General features: G+C 69.7%; 13 protein-coding genes. 7 read left to right on the forward strand and 6 right to left on the reverse strand.

Annotated elements, in window-relative coordinates; all coding sequences use genetic code 11:
- Window positions 1–78 precede the first annotated feature (78 nt).
- Window positions 79–1905 (forward strand): rhamnogalacturonan lyase, encoded by a 1827-nt coding sequence (locus IEY95_RS39630; RefSeq protein WP_229703672.1) that lies wholly within the window; start codon window positions 79–81, stop codon window positions 1903–1905.
- An 858-nt stretch (window positions 1906–2763) separates the two neighbouring features.
- Here the strand turns inward: IEY95_RS39630 and IEY95_RS39635 are convergent.
- Both IEY95_RS39635 and IEY95_RS39640 read right to left on the reverse strand, forming a co-directional pair.
- The gene (locus tag IEY95_RS39635; protein ID WP_189191159.1) at window positions 2764–2946 is read right to left on the reverse strand and encodes a hypothetical protein; all 183 of its coding nucleotides are present in this window, start codon (window positions 2944–2946) and stop codon (window positions 2764–2766) included.
- A 170-nt stretch (window positions 2947–3116) separates the two neighbouring features.
- A complete protein-coding gene (locus tag IEY95_RS39640) occupies window positions 3117–6032 on the reverse strand; it encodes a glycoside hydrolase family 48 protein (RefSeq protein ID WP_189191088.1) in 2916 nt (971 codons plus the stop codon).
- A 253-nt stretch (window positions 6033–6285) separates the two neighbouring features.
- Here IEY95_RS39640 and IEY95_RS39645 point away from each other — a divergent pair, with 253 nt between their 5' ends.
- Complete coding sequence (locus tag IEY95_RS39645; protein WP_189191089.1) at window positions 6286–7761, forward strand: cellulase family glycosylhydrolase; 1476 nt, start codon at window positions 6286–6288, stop codon at window positions 7759–7761.
- Between the two features lie 24 nt (window positions 7762–7785).
- Window positions 7786–9495: a glycoside hydrolase family 6 protein gene (locus IEY95_RS39650; RefSeq protein WP_189191090.1), complete on the forward strand. Its 1710-nt coding sequence runs from the start codon at window positions 7786–7788 to the stop codon at window positions 9493–9495.
- Between the two features lie 23 nt (window positions 9496–9518).
- Here IEY95_RS39650 and IEY95_RS39655 read toward each other — a convergent pair whose 3' ends face one another.
- Window positions 9519–10289, reverse strand: coding sequence for a phytanoyl-CoA dioxygenase family protein (locus IEY95_RS39655; RefSeq protein WP_189191091.1), 771 nt, complete (start codon window positions 10287–10289; stop codon window positions 9519–9521).
- 153 nt (window positions 10290–10442) lie between these two features.
- Between IEY95_RS39655 and IEY95_RS39660 the strand changes: the two genes are divergently transcribed.
- The gene (locus tag IEY95_RS39660; RefSeq protein ID WP_189191092.1) at window positions 10443–11309 is read left to right on the forward strand and encodes a class I SAM-dependent methyltransferase; all 867 of its coding nucleotides are present in this window, start codon (window positions 10443–10445) and stop codon (window positions 11307–11309) included.
- A gap of 11 nt (window positions 11310–11320) precedes the next feature.
- On the opposite strand, the gene IEY95_RS39665 is transcribed toward IEY95_RS39660, so the two are convergent.
- A complete protein-coding gene (locus tag IEY95_RS39665) occupies window positions 11321–12868 on the reverse strand; it encodes a glycosyltransferase family 39 protein (protein WP_229703665.1) in 1548 nt (515 codons plus the stop codon).
- 248 nt (window positions 12869–13116) lie between these two features.
- Here IEY95_RS39665 and IEY95_RS39670 point away from each other — a divergent pair, with 248 nt between their 5' ends.
- Together IEY95_RS39670 and IEY95_RS39675 are read left to right on the forward strand one after the other, a co-directional pair.
- Window positions 13117–16677 carry a WD40 repeat domain-containing protein gene (locus IEY95_RS39670; protein WP_229703666.1) on the forward strand — a complete coding sequence of 1187 codons (3561 nt, stop codon included), beginning with the start codon at window positions 13117–13119 and terminating at the stop codon, window positions 16675–16677.
- 90 nt (window positions 16678–16767) lie between these two features.
- The gene (locus tag IEY95_RS39675; RefSeq protein WP_189191094.1) at window positions 16768–17469 is read left to right on the forward strand and encodes an SDR family oxidoreductase; all 702 of its coding nucleotides are present in this window, start codon (window positions 16768–16770) and stop codon (window positions 17467–17469) included.
- An 81-nt stretch (window positions 17470–17550) separates the two neighbouring features.
- Here IEY95_RS39675 and IEY95_RS39680 read toward each other — a convergent pair whose 3' ends face one another.
- Window positions 17551–18246, reverse strand: a complete 696-nt coding sequence (locus IEY95_RS39680; protein ID WP_189191095.1) for a glycoside hydrolase family 75 protein — start codon at window positions 18244–18246, stop codon at window positions 17551–17553.
- A 191-nt stretch (window positions 18247–18437) separates the two neighbouring features.
- On the opposite strand from IEY95_RS39680, the gene IEY95_RS39685 reads away from it, so the two are divergent.
- Window positions 18438–19049 (forward strand): hypothetical protein, encoded by a 612-nt coding sequence (locus IEY95_RS39685; RefSeq protein WP_189191096.1) that lies wholly within the window; start codon window positions 18438–18440, stop codon window positions 19047–19049.
- Between the two features lie 150 nt (window positions 19050–19199).
- On the opposite strand, the gene IEY95_RS39690 is transcribed toward IEY95_RS39685, so the two are convergent.
- On the reverse strand, window positions 19200–19991 hold the full coding sequence (locus IEY95_RS39690; protein ID WP_189191150.1) for an aldo/keto reductase: 792 nt from the start codon (window positions 19989–19991) through the stop codon (window positions 19200–19202).
- Window positions 19992–20017: the final 26 nt, after the last annotated feature.

Below are 20017 nucleotides of genomic sequence, written 5' to 3' on the forward strand. Positions count from 1 at the left end.
AGCAGTCTGTCCTCTCAGGAGGTACTCACCGTGCAGCACCCGCACAGGCAGCACCGCAGACGCGCGATCGGAGCGGCGATGGCGGCCACGACGGCCCTCGTCGCCGCCGGGCTCACCGCACTCGGCACCGGCTCGGCCCAGGCCGCCACCGCGCGACAGGTCGAAGCCCTCGACCGGGGTGTGGTCAGCGTCCACACCGACAGCGGCAACCTCGTCAGCTGGCGCTGGCTCGGCACCGACCCGAACGACGTCTCGTTCAACGTCTACCGAGCCGGTACGAAGGTCAACTCGACCCCGATCACCGGCTCGACGAACTACTTCCACTCCGGCGCGCCCGCCCAGGCCGATTACACGGTCCGCGCGATCGTGAACGGCGTCGAGCAGACCGACTCGGTGCACGCGATCCAGTTCCGTACGGGATACAAGGACGTGCCGATCACCCCGCCCGCCGGAGGCACGACGCCCGACGGGGTCGCGTACACCTACGAGGCCAATGACGCGTCCGTCGGCGACCTCGACGGCGACGGTCAGCTCGACTTGGTCCTCAAGTGGCAGCCGACGAACGCCAAGGACAACTCCCAGTCCGGCTACACCGGCGACACGATCATCGACGGCATCAAGCTCGACGGCACCCGGCTCTGGCGCATCGACCTCGGCCGGAACATCCGCTCGGGCGCGCACTACACCCAGTTCCAGGTGTACGACTACGACGGCGACGGCAAGGCCGAGGTCGCCATGAAGACGGCGGACGGGACGACGGACGGCCGGGGCACGGTCATCGGCAGCCCGTCCGCCGACTATCGCAATTCCAGTGGCTATGTGCTCTCCGGGCCCGAGTACCTGACCATGTTCAACGGGCAGACGGGCGCGGCCATGGGCACCGTCGACTACGTCCCGGCGCGCGGCACGGTGTCGTCCTGGGACGACTCGTACGGCAACCGTGTCGACCGATTCCTCGCCGGGACCGCCTACTTGGACGGCTCCCGGCCGTCGCTGATCATGGCGCGCGGCTACTACACCCGTACGGTGATCGCCGCCTGGGACTGGCGGGGCGGGGCCTTCACCCGCCGCTGGACCTTCGACACCAACTCCTCGACCAACAGCGGCAAGGGGTACGACGGCCAGGGCAACCACCAGCTGTCGGTCGCGGACGTCGACGCGGACGGCAGGGACGAGATCGTGTACGGCTCGATGGCCGTGGACGACAACGGGAACGGCCTGTGGACCACCAAGAACGGGCATGGGGACGCCCTGCACGTCGGTGACCTCGACCCGTCCCGCGCCGGCCTCGAGGAGTTCAAGGTCGACGAGGATTCGTCGAAGCCCTCGTCCTGGATGGCGGACGCGAAGACCGGCGCGATCCTGTGGTCGACGCCGGCCAACGGCGACAACGGCCGGGGAGCGTCCGGGGACATCTGGGCGGGAAGCGCAGGGGCCGAGTCCTGGTCCTCCCGCGTCGACGGTGTACGCAGTCCCCAGGGCACCGTGGTGGCGAGCCGCAAGCCCGGCAGCATCAACTTCCTGTCCTGGTGGGACGGAGACACCGTCCGCGAACTCCTGGACGACACCCACATCGACAAGTACGGCACCTCGGCCGACACCCGCCTGCTGACGGGTGCCTCCGTCCACTCCAACAACAGCACCAAGGCCACCCCGTCCCTCTCCGGCGACATCCTCGGCGACTGGCGGGAGGAAGTTGTCTGGCCGACGACCGACAACACAGCACTGCGGATCTACTCCACGCCGTACGAGACGAGCACGAAGATCACGACGCTGCTCCACGACACCCAGTACCGCACCGCGCTGGCCTGGCAAAACACGGCTTACAACCAACCGCCGCACCCGAGCTTCTTCATCGGCGCCGGGATGGCGACGGCGCCGCGACCGACGGTCTACACGCCGTGAGCTGCTGAAACATCATCCGCAAGACCCCGCAAGAGGCGGCCGTGGACTCCGCGTCGACGGCCGTCTCCATCGTGATCCACTGCCGCAGGGCAGGATCTGGGGAGATCCAGTTCGGACTGGGTCTCAGGTGCCCGTCCTGCGCCGCAAGCTCTGCGGAAACGAACCGCCCAGTGGGGCGGTGGGAAAGCAGGGGGAGTGATCAGCCCGACCCCGACCCCGACCCCGGCCGCGCCGCCGCAGCGTCGTTATCCGGCTCTGCACCCACCGGGCGCTGCGCCTGCTCGACAGCCTGCCGCCGCAGCGACTTACCACCCTTCGCCGCGACGGCGGCACGAGCTAGCTCCGCCGTCAGTTGTTCGAACGCCGGCGTACCTGACAGATCCCGTAACCTGCGGCTTCTGCTCATACGTCACCAACGAGCCGGGGCGCCGGGCCGTAACCGAAACACCGCCGAACGGAGCAACGGCAATACCAGCGAACCGTCCTCACGCCGCACTCGAAAGCCTGTCCGGTCGCGGGATTCGGAAGACCAGCCTCCAACAGGTGCAGAACGGGCAAGGTGAGCGGGGTCACCACAGGCATGAATCAGGCGCCCATCGGTGACGATGGAGTGCCCGCCGGAGGTCGGTCCTCCTGTATTTCAGCCCACACCTGCGCCGCGATCAGGTCAGCCTCATCCTGCGGCAGACCAGCCCGCACCAAGATCACACCGTGGCTCCCGTCGGGGAACTTCACCCTCCGCGCCTCCGTACCCAAGCGGCCCGGTATCGGCTCCTCCGGCATTGCGGCCTCCTCTGGTCGGGAAAACCACGCTAAAACGCCCCCGCCGCAATCGACGGGGACGTTGGGCTGGATGGCCTACAGCGCCGGAACTCGTCGGTGCGGTAGAACCCCGTCGAGGTAGGCCTGCACCGGCTCGAACAGACCGCCAGGGGCGAGGGTCGTCGCCTCGGGGGCGCTCGCGGCCGCCGCGGGCGGGGTGCCGGCCGGTAAACCGGCCGCGAGCGCGAGCACGGCCGTGAGGATGCGGGTTCTTCGCACGGTGGGGGTCCTCTCTTGAAGAGAAGTGCGCGACGGCCGGGCGGCCCCCAGTGCGGGTGAGGACCGCCCGGCCCGAGCCCTGCCGCACGGAGGCGGCAGGGCCTGGTACGCGAAGCCCCAGGCCCTGTCGTCGAACTGCCGCCAGCTCGACGACAGGGCCTGGCGGGGACTTATTCGAGGAGCTCCGCGTACGAACCCATGGCGAGGGCTATGTCCGCCTGGGCCCAGAACCGGTGGTACGTGAAGGAGGGCGCGGCCCCGCCCGCCAGATAGCTCTCGATCTTCGACCAGGCCGGGTCGTTCTTGTAGAAGGACCGGAGCGAGGTGAAGGTCGAGGAGGAGTTGATCGCGTCGCCGTTCGGCATCGTGCCGCTCCAGCCGCTCGGCACGTACACGCCGTCGTCGAAGCGGTTGTAGTCGGCGCGGGTCTCCGGGACGGCGATGCCCAGACCGTCCTGGTAGTTGTTCCACATGCCGTCGAGCAGCGCCTTCGCCGTCGCCTTCGCCTGAGCGTCGCCGGACTTGGCGGCGTAGTACGACAGGGTCTTGGCGTACGCGGCCGCCACGCCCACGTCGTTGGTGTAGTCGGCCACGGTGACGTGAAGTCCGCTGTTGGCGCCGGGGCTCGACGCGTTCCAGGTGTCGGGTGCGCCGGACCACTGGAGGGTGGAGGGGATCTGATAGGTGCCGTCCGGGTTGATCGTGGTCTTGGACAGCGCCCAGGAGACCCACTTGTCGAGGATCGCCTTCGTGCTCGCGTTCCCCGTCTGCTGGTAGTACTCGGCGACCCGCTCCATGGACCAGGCCTGGAAGCCGAACCACTGGTTGGACGGCGGGTCGTGGTACACGGGCTGCTGGTCGTAGTACATGCCGTAGAACGTCGGCGTCCCGGTGGGCGGTGTCGCGTAACGTCCCGCCCAGCTGTTGGTCGCGCCTCCGGCGATGGCGCCCTCGTTCGACTGGAGCCAGCGGTAGAACTCCAGCTGCCGGTCGAGCGACTTGGCCCAGTCCGCCTGCCCTGTCGCGGACTTGGGCTTCAGATCGGTGTTGTTGCTGAGCGCGTACGCCGCCAGGGGGTTCTGATAGCCCCCGTGGGTATGGCTGGAGCCGATGCGCCAGGCCCAGCCCGCGCTGGTGTCGGTGGCGCCGCCCCACGCGTAGTACCAGGACAGAAGGTAGTGCGAGGCGTCCTTGCCGGTGCCGGCCGCGCAGGTCGAAGGACCGACGCAGTTGCCGATTTTCTTGAAGTACTTGTCGTACATGGCGTAGCGCAGATAGTCGCCCATCTTGGCGGCCTTGCCGACGGTCGTCGACACATCGCTTCCCTTGCCCTGCGCCTTGGCCCAGGCATCGGCCCAGTACGCGGCCTGCACCGCACGCGCGTCGGCGTCGGGAGCGTCGGTGTACTTCCACTGCCTGGCGTACGAGGAATCCCCGGTGAACAGGTCCAAGTAACCGTTCGTGCCGCCGTACTTGAAGGCGTCACAGGTCGGCTGCGGCACCGTCTCCCACACCGACTCCTGCGCGCCGCGCTGGAAGGTGTTGATGTACGAAGGGCCGGTCGCGGTCGGCCCGGCCTCGCACTTTCCGGGCTCGTCGCCATAGCCGTAGACGTTGTCGACGTCCTGCAGCCAGTGCATGCCGTAGACGTCGTCCGTGCCGTACGCGCTCTTCAGCTCGGTGGCGATCGGGTCCGAGCCGACCGAGACCCCGGTGTCCAGCTTGGCCGGGTACTCGCCCGGGGTGTCCAGCTCGGGCGCGTACGTCGCCGGCTTCGAGGCGTTGTAGAAGGAGTTCGTCGGCTGGTCGGCGTGCGTGGGGATCATGTACGTCTCCATGGTCGTCCACGCGGCGTTGAACTTGGACCAGTCGCCGGTGACCTTCCCGTACATGGCCTGCAGCCAGATCAGATAGCTGTACGCCTCCGACGTCGTCTCATGACCCTGGTCCGGAGCCTCTACGATCAGCGTCTCCACCGAGTGGTAGGGGATGCCCTCGGGGGAGAAGTAGCCGTTCGCCGGGTTGGTGATCTTGCCGTACAGGTCCAGGAAACGGGCGTCGTACGCCTTCGAGGCAGCCAGTTCCGTCACGGTGACCGTGGCCTTGGTGTGGCCGGTCGCGGAGGCCGTGAAGGTCGCGGATCCCGTGCCGGAGGCGTCGGCCGTGATGGTCACGGTCTGAGCCGTGTTCCAGTTGGACGGGGTGAAGGTGAGCGAGGAGCCGCCGGTGACGGACAGGCCGGTGTTGCCGTCCGTGTGAGCGGTGGACACGGTCACGTTCGCGCTCGGCTGTGTCGACAGCTTCACGTCGAAGGCGCCCGACTTGCCCTGCTGGACGCCGAGTTGGGTCGGTGAGGCCACCACGGCGGGACCTGAGGCGACCGTGATGCCGACCGGAGTGGAGTCCGCCGACGCGCCGAGACTGTCGTACGCCTTGGCGACCAGTGAATGACTGCCCACGGTCAACCCGGAGGTCGACAGCGTGTAGGGAGAGCTGGTGTCCGTGCCCAGCAGCGTCGTGTCGTCGTAGAACTCGACCTTGCTGATGGTGGCGCTGTCGGCGGCCGCGGCGGTGGCGGCCAGCGGGATCGCGTCGCCCTGGGTGTAGACGGCGCCCGCGGTCGGGCTCGTCAGTACGGTGACCGGCGGCTGGTGCGCGCCCGTGCAGGTCGTGCCGTTGATCGCGAAGGAGGCGGGTGCGGTGTTGGTGCCGCTGTACGTGAACTGCGCCCCCGTGGCCACAGCGGCCCCGGCGGCGATGGTCCCGTTCCAGGAGGCGTTCTTGGCGGTGACCGTTTTGCCGGACTGGGACCAGGTGCCGTTCCAGCCGTTGGTGAGGGTCTGGTCGCCCGTGTAGTCGTACGTCAGTGTCCAGCCGTTGATGGCGTCCGTACCGCGGTTGGTGATCGTCAGATCCGCGGTGAAGCCGGAGCCCCAGTCATTGGTCTTGTAGTCGACGCTGCACTGAACCGTGGCCGCCTGTGCGGGAGTTGTACCGGTCGCCAGTGTCGCGAGGGGGAGCGCGAGGGCCGCCACGACAGCTGTCCACAACCGCCGCGCGGTGCGGCGTCTCCTTCTGGGGTGCATGTGCTGGTTCCTCCTTGCGGCTCGGAGAATGGGGGGAGGAGCAACAAGCCTTGAACCAGTGGGAGCGCTCCCATAGTGGAGAGGAGGGTGGGAGGGGTCAAGGTGCTTGAAGAGTCGAAATGATTCGATTGATCAACAGTGCAACACCTCTGTCCTTTACCGTCACTTGGCGCTAGCTTCATCCGCACCAGTGGGAGCGATTCCATCAGTCGACGCGTCCGTCACGACGCGCCCGAGCTGCAAGGAGTCGCTCATGCGACACCCCCCGCGTTTGAGTCTTTTAGTGGTCGGCGCCGCGGTCGCCCTTGTGGGCACCGCGATCGCGCCGGTCGTCACGGCTTCAGGAGCCACACCCGCGTGCACGGTGGAGTACTCCGTCACGGGCCAGTGGGACACCGGCTTCCAGGGCGCTGTGAAAATCACCAACAACATGGCCGCGGTGAGCAGTTGGAGCCTCGCCTTCGACTTCGCGAACGGCCAGAAGATCAACCAGGGCTGGAACGCCAAGTGGTCCCAGTCCGGGGCGACGGTCACCGCGTCCAACGAGAGCTGGAACGGCTCGTTGGGCGCGGGGGCCAGTGTCAGCGCCGGGTTCCTCGCCTCGTGGTCGGGGAGCAACGCCGCGCCGACGGCGTTCAAGCTCAACGGGACCACGTGCAACGTGGATTCCGAGCCGACGCCGACGCCGACGCCGACCGAGCCCCCTTCGGACGGCACGGCACCGGCACTGCGCGTCTCGGGGAACAAGCTCGTGGACGCCGGCGGCAACACCCGCCGACTGCTCGGCGTCAACCGCTCCGGCGGCGAGTTCATGTGTATCCAGGGCCGAGGAATCTTCGACGGCCCGGTCGACGACGCGGCGGTGAAGGCCATCGCCGACTGGAAGGCCAACACGGTCCGCATTCCGCTGAACGAGGAGTGCTGGCTGGGCCTGTCGAACATCGACGCCCAGTACGGAGGTGCCCACTACATAGCCGCCGTCAAGGACTTGGTCGCCAAGGTCGAGGCGCACGGCATGACACCGCTCGTCGAACTGCACTGGTCGTACGGTCAGTACACCGGCAACTCGTCCGGCTGCGCCGACGTGCACGCCAGCTGCCAGAAACCGATGCCGGACGCCCAGTACACCCCGTCCTTCTGGGCCTCGGTCGCGAGCACCTTCAAGGACGACCCGGCCGTCGCGTTCGACCTGTTCAACGAGCCCTACCCGGACCGTGCCACATCCACGACCACCCAGGCGTGGACCTGCTGGCGGGACGGCGGAACCTGTCCCGGCATCTCCTACGAGGTCGCCGGAATGCAGGACCTGGTCGACACGGTACGCGGCACCGGCGCCAAGAACCTGATCCTGGCCGGCGGGCTCGCCTACTCCAACGACCTGAGCCAGTGGCTGACGTACAAGCCCACTGATCCGACGGGCAATCTCGTCGCCGCGTACCACGTCTACAACTTCAACACCTGCGCCAGTGAGAGCTGCTGGAACTCGACGCTCGCCCCGGTGGCCGCCCAAGTCCCGCTCGTGGCAGGGGAGATCGGCGAGAACACCTGCTCCCACGCGTTTGTCGACACCGTCATGAAGTGGTTCGACGACCGTGGGCTCTCCTACCTCGGCTGGACCTGGAACACCTGGGACTGCTCCTCCGGTCCCTCCCTGATCTCCGACTACGACGGAACTCCCACGTCGTACGGCATCGGGCTGCGCGACCACCTGCGCGCCCTCAACGGCTAAGCCAACGGATTGGAACCCGCACTCATGAGCCGTACCAGAACAGCGTTACTCGCAAGCCTGATCCTCCTCGGCGGCGCGACCGCGACCGGCACAGCCGCCGCTGCCGCCGCCCCGGACGCCGGAATCGCCGCAGTGCCCTGCACCGTCGACTACAAGGTGCAGAACCAGTGGGACACCGGCTTCACCGCCGCCGTCACGGTCACCAACAACGGGGCCCCGAAGAGCAGTTGGGCGGTGAAGTGGTCGTACGCCGGAGACCAGAAGGTGACCAGCGGCTGGAACGCCAAGATCACCCAGAGCGGGACGGCCGTCACCGCCGCCAACGAGACCTACAACGGTTCGCTGGCGACCGGCGGTTCGGTCAGCTTCGGCTTCAACGCCTCCTACAGCGGGACCAACGCGCTGCCGACCACGTTCACGCTCGACGGGGTGACCTGCAACGTCGACGACGGCGGAAGCACCGATCCGGATCCGGACCCGTCGGGGAAGGTCGACAACCCCTACGCCGGCGCCAAGGTGTACGTGAACCCCGAGTGGTCGGCGAAGGCCGCGGCCGAGACCGGGGGCAGTCGGATCTCCGATCAGCCCACCGGTGTCTGGCTCGACCGGATCGCCGCGATCAACGGCGTGAGCGGCGGCATGGGCCTGCGCGCCCACCTCGACGCGGCGCTCGCCCAGAAGGGCAGCGGCGAAGAGGTCGTCCAACTCGTCGTCTACGACCTTCCCGGACGGGACTGCGCGGCCCTCGCCTCCAACGGTGAGCTCGGTGCGACGGAGATCGACAAGTACAAGACACAGTTCATCGACCCGATCGCGGCGATTCTGGCGGACAGCAAGTACGCCTCGCTCCGCATCGTCACGACCATCGAGATCGACTCGCTGCCGAACCTCGTCACCAACACCGGCAGCCGCGCCACCGCCACGCCCGCGTGCGACACCATGCTCGCCAACGGCAATTACGTGAAGGGCGTCGGCTACGCCCTGGCCAAGCTCGGCGCGATCCCCAACGTCTACAACTACATCGACGCCGGTCACCACGGCTGGCTCGGCTGGGACGACAACTTCGCTCCCTCGGCCACCCTGTTCAAGCAGGCCGCGACGAGCGAGGGCGCGACGGTCGACGACGTGCACGGGTTCATCACCAACACGGCGAACTACAGCGCCCTGAAGGAGAACAACTTCACCATCAACGACACGGTGAACGGCACCTCCGTGCGCCAGTCCAAGTGGGTCGACTGGAACCGCTACGTCGACGAGCTGTCGTACGCCCAGGCCTTCCGCAACCAGCTCGTCTCGGTCGGCTTCAACTCCGGCATCGGCATGCTGATCGACACCTCCAGGAACGGCTGGGGCGGCACCGCACGGCCCACCGGTCCCGGCGCGACGACCAGCGTCGACACGTACGTCGACGGTGGGCGCTACGACCGTCGCATCCACATCGGCAACTGGTGCAACCAGTCCGGCGCCGGTCTCGGCGAGCGTCCGCAGGCGGCCCCGGCGGCCGGCATCGACGCCTATGTGTGGATGAAGCCGCCGGGTGAGTCCGACGGCTCCAGCTCGGCCATCGCGAACGACGAGGGCAAGGGCTTCGACCGGATGTGCGACCCGACGTACACGGGCAACGCCCGCAATGGCAACAACCTGTCGGGTGCCCTGCCGAACGCTCCACTGTCCGGGCACTGGTTCTCCGCCCAGTTCCAGCAGCTCATGACGAACGCGTACCCGCCGCTGTAGCAGCCTGAGGCGATCCGCCGGGGTCAGCCCTCCCGGGCCAGCCCCCGGCGGATCGCGAACTCCACCGCCGAGTAGTCGCCGTCGGGCCGGTCCAGCTCGAACGGCACCGCCGGGTGGAGCGGGGGCTGCGCCATGAAACGCGGCCGGGTGCCGTGGTGCGGCTGCGCCGCGTGCACCAGGAAGGGGTGACACAGATATACGTCGCCGGGGCGTCCGGTGGCGTACGCGAGCGGGCGGTGCGCCGAGGCCTCGACCAGCTTCGGGGCGATGTCGAGGCCCGAGACTCCCTCTTCGCCGTACGGCTCAAGGAGTGGCGGCACGTCCAAGTGCGAGCCGACGCGGATCCGGGTGGGGGCGTCCTGGGGGCCCACCTCGCTGAAGAGGAAGAGCATCAGCAGGGCACGGTCCTTGGACCTGAGGTTGGTGAAGTACCAGCTCTCGCCCTCGGGCAGATAGCTGCCCTCGAAGTGCCAGCCGGCGTCGTCCGGTTCCTCCTCGTGCGGGAAGCGAAGCGGGAAGCTGCCCAGCGAGTAGCGCGGCTCCCAGCGGTCCTCGCCCAACAGCAGGTCGAACGCCTCGTGCAGGGCCGGAGAGTTGGCCGCCGCGGCGAACGGGCCCTGGGCCATGCCGGAGACCCAGCGCACCGGTTCGGCCCAGGTCGACGGGTCGTGCTGGTCGTACCCCGTCTCCTTCCACAGCAGCCGTGCGCAGTCCGCGGCGACGCGCGGCGGGAAGGCGCCCTCGATCTTCACGAAGCCGTCCTCGAGAAAACGCTCCACCATCTCGTCGTCCATGGGGCCATCCTCGGGGGCCCGTCGGCGGGGGCGCATCCGATTTTCCGCGCGTTCGCTTTCAGCTCGTCCGTTTTGCTGTTTGAGCAACAAGACTGGCCGTTTCCGGGAGTGGCGGCGCACGCTGTCGGCATCCCGGACGAGAGGCTCGGATCCATGGCACACCACCACCACGACCACACACAGATCGACTTCGCCGACTGGCTGCCCCTGCTGGAGCAGGAGGCCGAACTGTTCACCCCGCTGTACGCCGAGGCGGCGGCCTGGCTCCGGGAGCGGCGGCCGGATCCCGAGCTGATCGTGGACGCGGGCAGTGGCCCGGGAGTGATCTCCTGTCTCCTCGCGGACACCTTCCCGCAGGCGCGGGTCGTCGCCGTGGACGGCGCGGAACCCCTCCTGGAACGGGCCCGCGCCCGTGCGGACCGGCTCGGCGTCGCCGACCGCTTCAGCACCGTGGAGGCCGAACTCGCCGACGGTCTCGGCTTCTTGGAGTACCCCGCAGACCTGCTGTGGGCCAGCAGGTCGCTGCACCATGTCGGCGACCAGCGCGCCGCGCTCTCCGGTTTCGCGCGCGGTCTCGCGCCCGGCGGCACCCTCGCCCTCCTGGAGGGCGGCCTGCCCACGCGCTTCCTGCCGCGCGACATCGGCATCGGCCGCCCCGGTCTGCAGTCCCGCATCGATGCGGTCCACGACGAGTGGTTCACCCGGATGCGGGCCGAGCTGCCCGGAGCCGTGGCCGAGACGGAGGACTGGCCCGCCCTGCTGACCGCCGCGGGCCTGCGCCACACGGCGACCCGCACGTTCCTCCTCGACTTCCCCGCTCCGCTGTCGGACGAGGCCCGCGCTTTCGTCGTCACCAGCCTCACCCAGCGCCGGGACGGCCTGGCCGAGGGCCTCGACGCGGACGACCTCGCCACCCTCGACCGACTCCTCGACCCGGACGACAAGGCGAGCGTGCATCACCGACCGGATGTGTTCCTGCTGACAGCGCAGACCGTGTACCTCGGGGTGAAGCCGGAGTAGCCCCCTGCCGCTCAGCACTCGCCCGGGTGCGCGTACACGGTGACCCGCGCACCCCGCACCCGCCGCGTGCCGCACTCCTCGAAGTACAACGCCAGGACCCGCCGTTTGACGATCTCCCGCGGAGTCCGGTCCAGTGGCTGCCCCGCGGGATCGCGTACGGCGACGACGCGGGGCGTGGCGAGCAGGCGCGCGCGGATGACGAGCGCCGGAACCTCCGTGCCGTACAAGGTGTGCGAGGCGACGGGCCCGCGTTCCAGGGCCAGGTCGCGCAGCCCGCGCACCGAGCCGGGATCCGGCAGTGACCACACGCGGCGCCGCGCCGGCATGTAGAGCACGCCGTCACCCTGGGCACCGGCCTCCGCGACGGCCCGGGCCACGGCGGTGACGTCGTCGGTGCGGCTCTCGGGCGTGCGCAACTGCAGTGTGACGGGGATCAGCGCGAGAACCGCGGCTCCCGCGCCGACCAGCGCCACCGTGCGGATCCGTCCGGCGGCCCGTATGAGCCGGTCCAGCGCGGCGCCGGCGAGAAGAGCGGTTCCGGTCTGGCCGTAGAGCACGTAACGGTCCACGTACAGGGGTTTCACCAGCGAGACCAGCAGGAGCAGGAGGGCGGGCAGCACGAGGAGGGCGAGCCCGAGGGCGGGGAGCCGGGGGTGGGATGCGGCGCTGGTGGCGAACCGGGGTGGTCGGGGGGTGAGCGTGGGGGCCTCCGTCGGTTTCGGGCGTCGGTTGTGGGGTGCGGAGCGGTTCGCGGGTACGGCTGGTCGGTTGTGGGGTGCGGAGCGGTTCGCGACCATCGGCTGCCGGGACCTGCGTGCGGCGCCGAGACCGAGTATCCGGGCGCAGGCCACCCCCAGCACGGCCAGTCCCGCGAAGCCGGCGTAGGCACCCGTACCAGGACCCCCGATCCAGGACACCTGGTCCGACTGACTCAGACTCAACGCGCCGAGCGGTGCCATCGCGACGAGCACCGTCACCGCCGCCCGGGCCCAGCCCCGGCGTGCGCCGCGCGGCACGGCCGGCGCGTGCGCGGCCAGCGCCAGTACGGCGAACTCGTGCAGCAGACAGGCCGCCAACAGCACCGCGCCGTACGCGGCCCAGGCCCGGCCGCCGCCCCGGCTTCGCACGGCCCGCGCCAGCAGATACGTCGCCCACACGACCAGAGCGCAGACGACAGCGTACGAACGGCCCTCCTGTCCGTACCGCTGGACCTGCGGCAGCACCGCGAAGACGGTCCCGGCCAGCAGACCGGCGCGGGGCCCGGCAAGCCGGTGCCCGAGGAGGGCCACCGTCCCGGCCGCCGCGACCGTGGCGAGGACCGACGGGAGCCGCAGGACCAGGAGGGGGTCCAGCCCACCGGAGACCATGAACAGGACATGCATGAACAGGTAGTACAGGCCGTGCACGGCATCGACGCCGGCGAGCGTCGACCACAGGTCGGGCAGACTGCGCCGGGCCATGTCGTACGTCACCGCCTCGTCCCGCCACATGCTGCCGCCGCGCCGCACGCCCCACAGCCCGAGGGCGAGCGAGAGAACGGCGGGAGCGAACAGCGCCACCGGGGTGCCTGGGGCGCGCGGTGGCAACCCTGCGGGGGCGATCGGTGGTCTGGAAGTCTGTGTGGTGGCGATGGTCGGCTCCGGTGCGTGGCGGAACCTCGCGGTCCCCGCTGACGGGGCCCCGAGGACGTACGCCAACGAGTCCAGTCGCCGGTCGATTGATGGGCAGCCCCGTTGCCCCGCACCAATCAATCCAGGTGGGAGCGGGTTTCGGCGGATCGGGTCGACGCGAACAGGGGGAGTCACGAGTGGGACGCCGTGAGAAGCCGGTGGACCCGGCCGAGGGTGCGGTACCGCGTTTCGCGCACGAGCTGCGCAAGCTGCGCGACGACGCGGGCACACCGACCTATCGCGCGATGGCGCGACATGCCGGCTATTCGGGGCCCACACTGTCTGCCGCCGCGGCGGGCGAACGGCTGCCCACGCTGCCCGTGCTCCTGGCGTACGTCACCGCGTGCGGAGGCGACACCGCCGCGTGGGAGCGGCGCTGGCGCGAGACCCTCGCGACGGAAGCCGGCACACGTGCACCGGACGACGCCGACAGCCCCTACCCGGGGCTCGCCCGCTTCGAGCCCGCCGACCGGGACCGGTTCCACGGCCGCGACGACCTGATCGCAGAACTCCTCGAACTCGTCGCCCGCCGACGGATATCGGCGGTCGTCGGCGCTTCCGGCAGCGGGAAGTCGTCCCTCTTGAGGGCGGGTCTGATTCCCGCGTTACGGGAGAGGACCGCGGAGGGGCGCACCGCGCCGGGCACCCCGGGGGCACGCACCCCGTCCGTCGCCGCCTCCGGAGCACCTGTCATCGATCCGCCGGGCCCCAGCCCCGCGCCGCTCGCCGCCATCCGCGTCCTCACCCCCGGCGCCCATCCCGCCCGGACCCACGACGCACTGTTCAGCCCGCACGACGCTCCCGGCGACACCCTCCTCGTCATCGACCAGTTCGAGGAGGTGTTCGCCCTCTGCACCGACCCCGCCGAACGCGCCCTGTTCATCGAGCGGTTGCTCACGGCACTGGACCCGGACAGCCGGCTGCGGGTGATCATCGGGGTCCGGGCCGACTTCTACGGGCGGTGCGCCGAACACGGCCGGCTGGCCGAGGCGCTGCGGGACTCCACCCTGCTGGTCGGGCCGATGACCGCGCAGCGGCTGCGCGAGGCGGTCGTCCGGCCGGCCGCCCTGCGGCGGCTCGTCGTCGAACGCGCCCTGACCGCACGGATCGTGGCGGACGTGGCCGACGAGCCCGGCGGTCTGCCGCTGATGGCCCACGCGCTGCGCGAGATCTGGCGGCGCCGGAACGGACGGACGCTCACTCTCGCCGCGTACGAGTCCGTCGGCGGTGTCGAGGGCGCCGTCGCCCACACCGCGGAGGAGCTGTACGCCCGCTGCACACCGGCCGAGGCCGCCGCGGTACGGGCTCTGCTGCTGCGACTGGTGAACCCGGGAGACGGTGCCGAGGACACCCGGCGTCCCGTCGACCGCGCCGAGCTCGGCTCCGAGGAGACGACCGCCGAGGTCCTCGAACGCCTGGTCCGCGCCCGCCTGTTGACCGTCGACGGCGACACCGTCGACCTCGCCCACGAGGCTCTGATCGGGGCCTGGCCCCGGCTGCGCGGCTGGGTGGACGAGGACCGCGAACGGCTGCGGCTGCACCGCCGGCTCACCGAGGCGGCCCACACCTGGCACGAGCTGAACCGGGACACGGGCGCCCTCTATCGAGGTGTACGACTGACGGCGGCGCAGGAGGAATTCGGTGCCCGGCAGGACGAGTTGAGCCCGCTGGAGCGCGACTTCCTGGCCGCGAGCATCGAGGCGTACGAGCGCGGCCGTCGGGTCGCCGACCGTGCGACACGACGGCTACGCGGCCTGACCGTCGGTCTCGCCGTGCTGCTCTGCCTGGCGGTGGTCGCGGGCGTGGCCGCCTGGCGGCAGAGCGGGGTCAACGCCCGGCAGCGGGACGAGGCGGAGGCCCGCCGGGTCGCCGCGTTCGCCGGCACGCTCCGGGCGACCGACCCGCGCACGGCGATGCGCCTCGCACTGGCGGCCTGGCGGACGGCCGACCTGCCGGAGACCCGCGAGGCGGTGCGGCAGGCCGCGGCCCAGAGCGAACAGGACGCCTTCACCCAGCCCGCACAGGTCCGCGCGCTCAACGCGCCGTACTGGCTCGGCACGGACGGCCGGATTCTGACAACTGTCGTACGTGACACGGTCGTTCAGTGGGACGTACGCAGTCACCGGCAACTGCGCGAGGTGGCGCTGCCCGGTCTGTCGGGGCGGATCGTCGACGTCAGCGCCGACGCTCGCCTGATCGCGTACCACGGCCGGTCCGGTGCGACGGTCAGAGACCTGACGAACGGAGAGAACCACCGCATCGAGTCGGGGAGTTGGACCGACAGCGACGGCGCGTTCGGGTCGAGCGGTCGCACCTTCGTCGTACGACGCCTCGACCGTGCCTCGGACGGCAGGCGCGCCACGCTCGAGGTCTGGGACATACGACGTCAGCGGGTCCTCTTCCGATACGCGCAGGGCGATCCGGACGGACCGCTGCCGCTACTGAGCCCGAACGACCGGTTCCTCGCCTGGTGCACCCACGAGGGTGAACAGCTGCGCATCTGGGACGTCGTCGAGCGGCGCCGGGTCGCGACCGAGCCACCCGCGCGGACGCAGCGCCTCCTGTGCCAGTCGGACGAGCCGACCTTCACCCCCGACAACCGCGCTCTGGCCGCGGGAACCGCCGATGGCGTCGTCACCTGGGACTTCCACGCCGACCGGGCGCGTCCCCTGCTGCCGATGCCCGGCGAAGGCGCGCTCTCCGTCGAGTTCGACCCCACCGGCACCTACGCGCTCACCTGGAGCCCGGGCAGCCTGGCTCTGTGGCGTACGGACCTCCCGGCTCCGGCGGACGACGGTCCGCGCGAGCCGCTCCTGACGTTCCCCGTCGACACCCCGGCCGTCACCGCCATCCGGCTCGACCCGAGCGAGGGAGTGCTGCGCTTCCGCGAAGGCTCCGAGGCAGGAGTCGTACGCACCCTTTCCCTGCGCGGTCTCGTCGGTCCGGCGTGGCGGAAGAAGGCGCGGACCGTCGCCGCGTTCGACTCCGCCGGGAATCCGGCCGAACCCGCGGAGCGGCCTGAGGTGAGGGCCGTTGCCGCCGACGGCACGGTACACACCGCCGTCAGCACCCGAGACGGGATCCGCGTCACACGGCAGGGCGCGCAACCCGGCTCCCACGTGATCGGAGAGCGGACCGAAGGCCCCGCAGCGATCGACCCTGCCGGACGCACGGTCGTGACCTTCGAGGGAGTCCTGATCGACGTCGCGACGGGCAGGCGCAGACAGGGATTCGAAGGTGAGGATCTCCTGCCCACCGTGTCCTTCAGTCCGGACGGACGCTTCTTGGCCGCCGCTGACGTCCAGGGTCGCCTCACCCTGTGGGACGGGGGCGGACGGCACCGCATCGCCGTCCTGGCAACCGCCGACTCCACCGTCGAGCGCCCTGCCCTGGCTTTCTCGGCCGACGGCTCGCTGGTGGCCGCGAGCCGGGCCGACGGTTCGGTCCGGGTATGGGAGACGGCGTCACCGCGGCTGCAGGGGGCGGCCCTGCCGGTGGGCGACGGGCCCGTTCTCGCGGTTGGATTCACCCCGGGTGGGCGGGAGTTGCATATCGCCACGGCTCATATGCCCCTCCGTTCGGTGCAGTCGGCACCGGGCGGGGCGGCAGCCGAGGTGTGCGCACGGGCGGACGGCGGGGCGACTCGTGCCGAGTGGAGCAGGTATTTGCCCGACGTGCCCTATCGGCGCACGTGTTGAGCCTTCCGGGCGCCGAGTTCCCCGGGCTTGACTTCGAGAGTGCTCCAAGTGATGAACTCCAGGCGTTCACCGGAAATGTAGGGGGTAACCATGACCGACTCGCCCGTCGCACTCATCACGGGTGGCGGAAGCGGCATCGGCGCCGCGGTCGCGCGACGCCTACTCGACGCGGGTCACCGGGTCACCGTCACCGGACGGGGTGAGAAGCGACTGCACGCCTTCGCCGAGGAACTCGGCCGCCCCGAGGGGCTGTTGACGATTGCCGGGAACGCGGCGGAGTACGACCAGGTGCAGGCGGCGGTCGAGGCGACGCTCAAGGAGTTCGGGCGGCTCGACACCGTCGTCGCCAGCGCCGGCTTCGCCACGCACGACACGGTCGCCGAGGGCGACCCGGCGGGCTGGTCCGAGATGGTGCTGACCAATGTGCTGGGTCCCGCATTGCTGATCAGGGCCTCCATCGACGCCCTGAAGGAGACCCGCGGCCGGATCGTGCTGGTCGGCAGCGTCGCGGGTCACATCCACACCCCCGGCAACATCTACGGCGCGACGAAGTGGGCCGTGACAGGCCTCGCCGAGAACACCCGCCGTCAGGTCACCGAATTCGGGGTCGGCGTGACCCTGATCTCTCCCGGCCGCGTGGAGACCCCGTTCTGGGACAGCTACGGCAGCCTGCCGCCGGGTCATCTGCTCACCGCCGACCAGCTCGCCGAGTCGATCGTCTGGGCGATCGGGCAACCGGAAGGTGTGGACGTGAACACCGTGGTCGTACGCCCGATCGGCCAGCCTGTCTGACGGTTGCCCCGTACGGGGCACGGGGAACTGCGCGATCGGCCAAGGTCGGCACGCAGTTCCCCAACGGCATTCGGCGCACGGTCAGTTGTTCTGAAGGAACTTCTTCGCCAGTGAGTCACCCAGCGACACCGCCGCACTGTGACTCTCGATCGGCGACACCTGAGAGTTCTTGAACAGGATGTACGTCACACCGGAGTCGGTCCCGCCCGTCTCCGGGTCGGGGTCGATGCCGAGCGCCTTCGCGGTGGCGTACGAGGCCTCGCCAATGATCTTCGTGGGCCCGGTGTCACCGACCACCGCGTACTCGACCTTGTTGTTGTAGATGACCGCGACCACGCCGCCGCCCTTGATGCCGGAGCTCGTGTACTTCCAGATGCTGCTGGTGCTGGGCACCACGACGTATGGCAGCGAGTCGGCGCGCAGCGGCTTGCCGTCGGACTGGTGGAAGGCGGTGTCGTCCTGGAACCAGGGGTCGGTGTCGCCGTTGCACTTGCTGGTGACCTGGCCGTCGCAGTCGATGTCCATGTCGGCCTTCCAGAACACGGCGCCGTTCTTGCCGCAGACCGGGATGGTGGCCGACGTCTCGTCGTCGGTCTTGTACTTGCCGTTCGATATCTGCGAACAGGACGTCACCTTGGCGAGCAGGTCGGCCGCGCTGACCGAACCCTCCTGTGCGGAACGGGGGTTGACGGTGCCGGAGGCGTTGGCCGGGAGTAAGGCGGTGGCGAGGAGCGCGGCGCCGGAAGCCGCGGCGAGGGTCAGTGGTCGAGTGCGCACTGTGGGGGAACCCTTCTGTTAGGAAACTTTCCTTACCGGTGCCGTACAACGTGGCCCCCTTTGCGTGACCTCGTCAAGCCCCTGGTGTGAACTCCGGTGTTCCGAGTCGATTGCGACCATTCCCTTGCGGGAGAAGACTGGCTATATCGAACATTCCGGGTAAACGCCCGGCTTCTGGGAGGCGAGTCGTCATGTTCGTGCGGACTGTGTACGCGACCGGCGATCCCGTGACGATCGACACGGCCATCAAGTCCTTGAACACGCGGGGCCGGGACCTGCTGGAGGATCGCCCGGGGTATCGCGGATCCAGCATTTTCGTGGACCGGAAGCTCGGCAAACTCTTCGTAGTGAGCTGGTGGGAGTCCGAGGAGGCCAGACGGAACAGCGAAGAGGTGCTGCGCGAGCGGCGCGCGGCGCTCCTGGAGCCGTTCGCGGTGACGCTGGCGGTCGACAACTACGAGGCGGTGGTCTTCCATCCGGTCCGGCAGCCGCAGGCGGGAGGCGGACTGCGGCTCAGCAGGCTGGAGTTCGACCCCGCGGACGCGGATCTGCTTGCCGACACCTTCCGGGCGACGGTGGTCCCCCAGCTCGAGAACCTCCCGGGGCTGGCCAGGGCGTCACTGGTCATCGACCGGGAGCGCGGCCGCGGCCTCGTCGGCGTCGTGTTCGTCGACCGGGAGTCCCTGGTCGCGTCCCGCGGCCCCCAGTCGGCGGCCCGGCACGAGGGCGCGGCCAAAGCGCACGTGACCGTGACTGGGTTGGAGGAGTTCGAGGTCGTCTTCACGGATGTGCGGGGCGGCTGACGCCTTCCACGCCGGAGCCGGCCGACGGTGGGGCGTTCGACGGTCGTGTTCCGTACGGGGGCCGGCCGACGACGGTCCCGCTCCCGTACGCGTCCGCCCCGACGTGCGGGAGACCATGCGGCGGGGCGGACGGTCGCACGGCTGCGGGCGTCAGCCCATGTCGAAGGTCGCCGGGTCCGGACCCAGACGACGGTCCTCGCTCAGCGCTGTGATCGCCGCGATGTCCTCGGTGTCCAGCGAGAAGTCGAAGACGTTGATGTTCTCCTTGATCCGGGACGGGGTGACGGACTTGGGGATCACGATGTTCTCCAGCTGGAGGTGCCAGCGCAGCACGATCTGCGCCGGCGTGCGGCCGTGCTTCTGGGCGATGGCGACGATCGCCGGGATCTCCAGGAGGCCCTTGCCCGAGCCGAGCGGCGACCAGGCCTCGGTCGCGATGCCCCGCTCCGCGTGGTACTCGCGTGCCGCGTGCTGCTGGAGGTGCGGGTGCAGTTCGATCTGGTTGACGGCCGGGATGACGGACGTCGCGTCGATCAGCTTCTCCAGGTGCTCCGGAAGGAAGTTGGAGACGCCGATGGCCTTGGCGCGGCCGTCCGCGTAGAGCCTCTCGAAGGCCTTGTACGTGTCGATGTACTTGCCCCGGGACGGCAGCGGCCAGTGGATCAGATACAGATCGATGTACTCCAGGCCGAGCTTCTCCAGCGACGCGTCGAAGGCGCGCAGCGTCGAGTCGTACCCCTGGTCGCTGTTCCAGAGCTTGGTGGTGACGAAGAGATCCTTGCGGGCGATGCCCGAAGCGGTGATGGCCTTGCCGGTGCCCTTTTCGTTGCCGTAGATCGCAGCGGTATCGATGCTGCGGTACCCGGCCTCCAGTGCGGTGGCGACCGCCCGCTCCGCCTCGTCGTCCGGCACCTGCCAGACACCGAAGCCCAGCTGCGGCATCTCGACGCCGTTGTTCAGGATGATCG

It is taken from the genome of Streptomyces albiflavescens, from assembly GCF_014645835.1.
In the GTDB taxonomy this organism is placed as follows: Bacteria; Actinomycetota; Actinomycetes; order Streptomycetales; family Streptomycetaceae; genus Streptomyces; species Streptomyces albiflavescens.

Excerpts from the sequence above, each read along its gene's own strand:
- IEY95_RS39630 (WP_229703672.1), top strand. The coding sequence starts at position 79 with ATGGCGGCCACGACGGCCCTCGTCGCCGCCGGGCTCACCGCACTCGGC.
- IEY95_RS39640 (WP_189191088.1), bottom strand. The coding sequence starts at position 6,032 with ATGCACCCCAGAAGGAGACGCCGCACCGCGCGGCGGTTGTGGACAGCT.
- IEY95_RS39645 (WP_189191089.1), top strand. The coding sequence starts at position 6,286 with ATGCGACACCCCCCGCGTTTGAGTCTTTTAGTGGTCGGCGCCGCGGTC.
- IEY95_RS39650 (WP_189191090.1), top strand. The coding sequence starts at position 7,786 with ATGAGCCGTACCAGAACAGCGTTACTCGCAAGCCTGATCCTCCTCGGC.
- IEY95_RS39655 (WP_189191091.1), bottom strand. The coding sequence starts at position 10,289 with ATGGACGACGAGATGGTGGAGCGTTTTCTCGAGGACGGCTTCGTGAAG.
- IEY95_RS39660 (WP_189191092.1), top strand. The coding sequence starts at position 10,443 with ATGGCACACCACCACCACGACCACACACAGATCGACTTCGCCGACTGG.
- IEY95_RS39675 (WP_189191094.1), top strand. The coding sequence starts at position 16,768 with ATGACCGACTCGCCCGTCGCACTCATCACGGGTGGCGGAAGCGGCATC.
- IEY95_RS39685 (WP_189191096.1), top strand. The coding sequence starts at position 18,438 with ATGTTCGTGCGGACTGTGTACGCGACCGGCGATCCCGTGACGATCGAC.
- IEY95_RS39690 (WP_189191150.1), bottom strand. The coding sequence starts at position 19,991 with ATGCCGCAGCTGGGCTTCGGTGTCTGGCAGGTGCCGGACGACGAGGCG.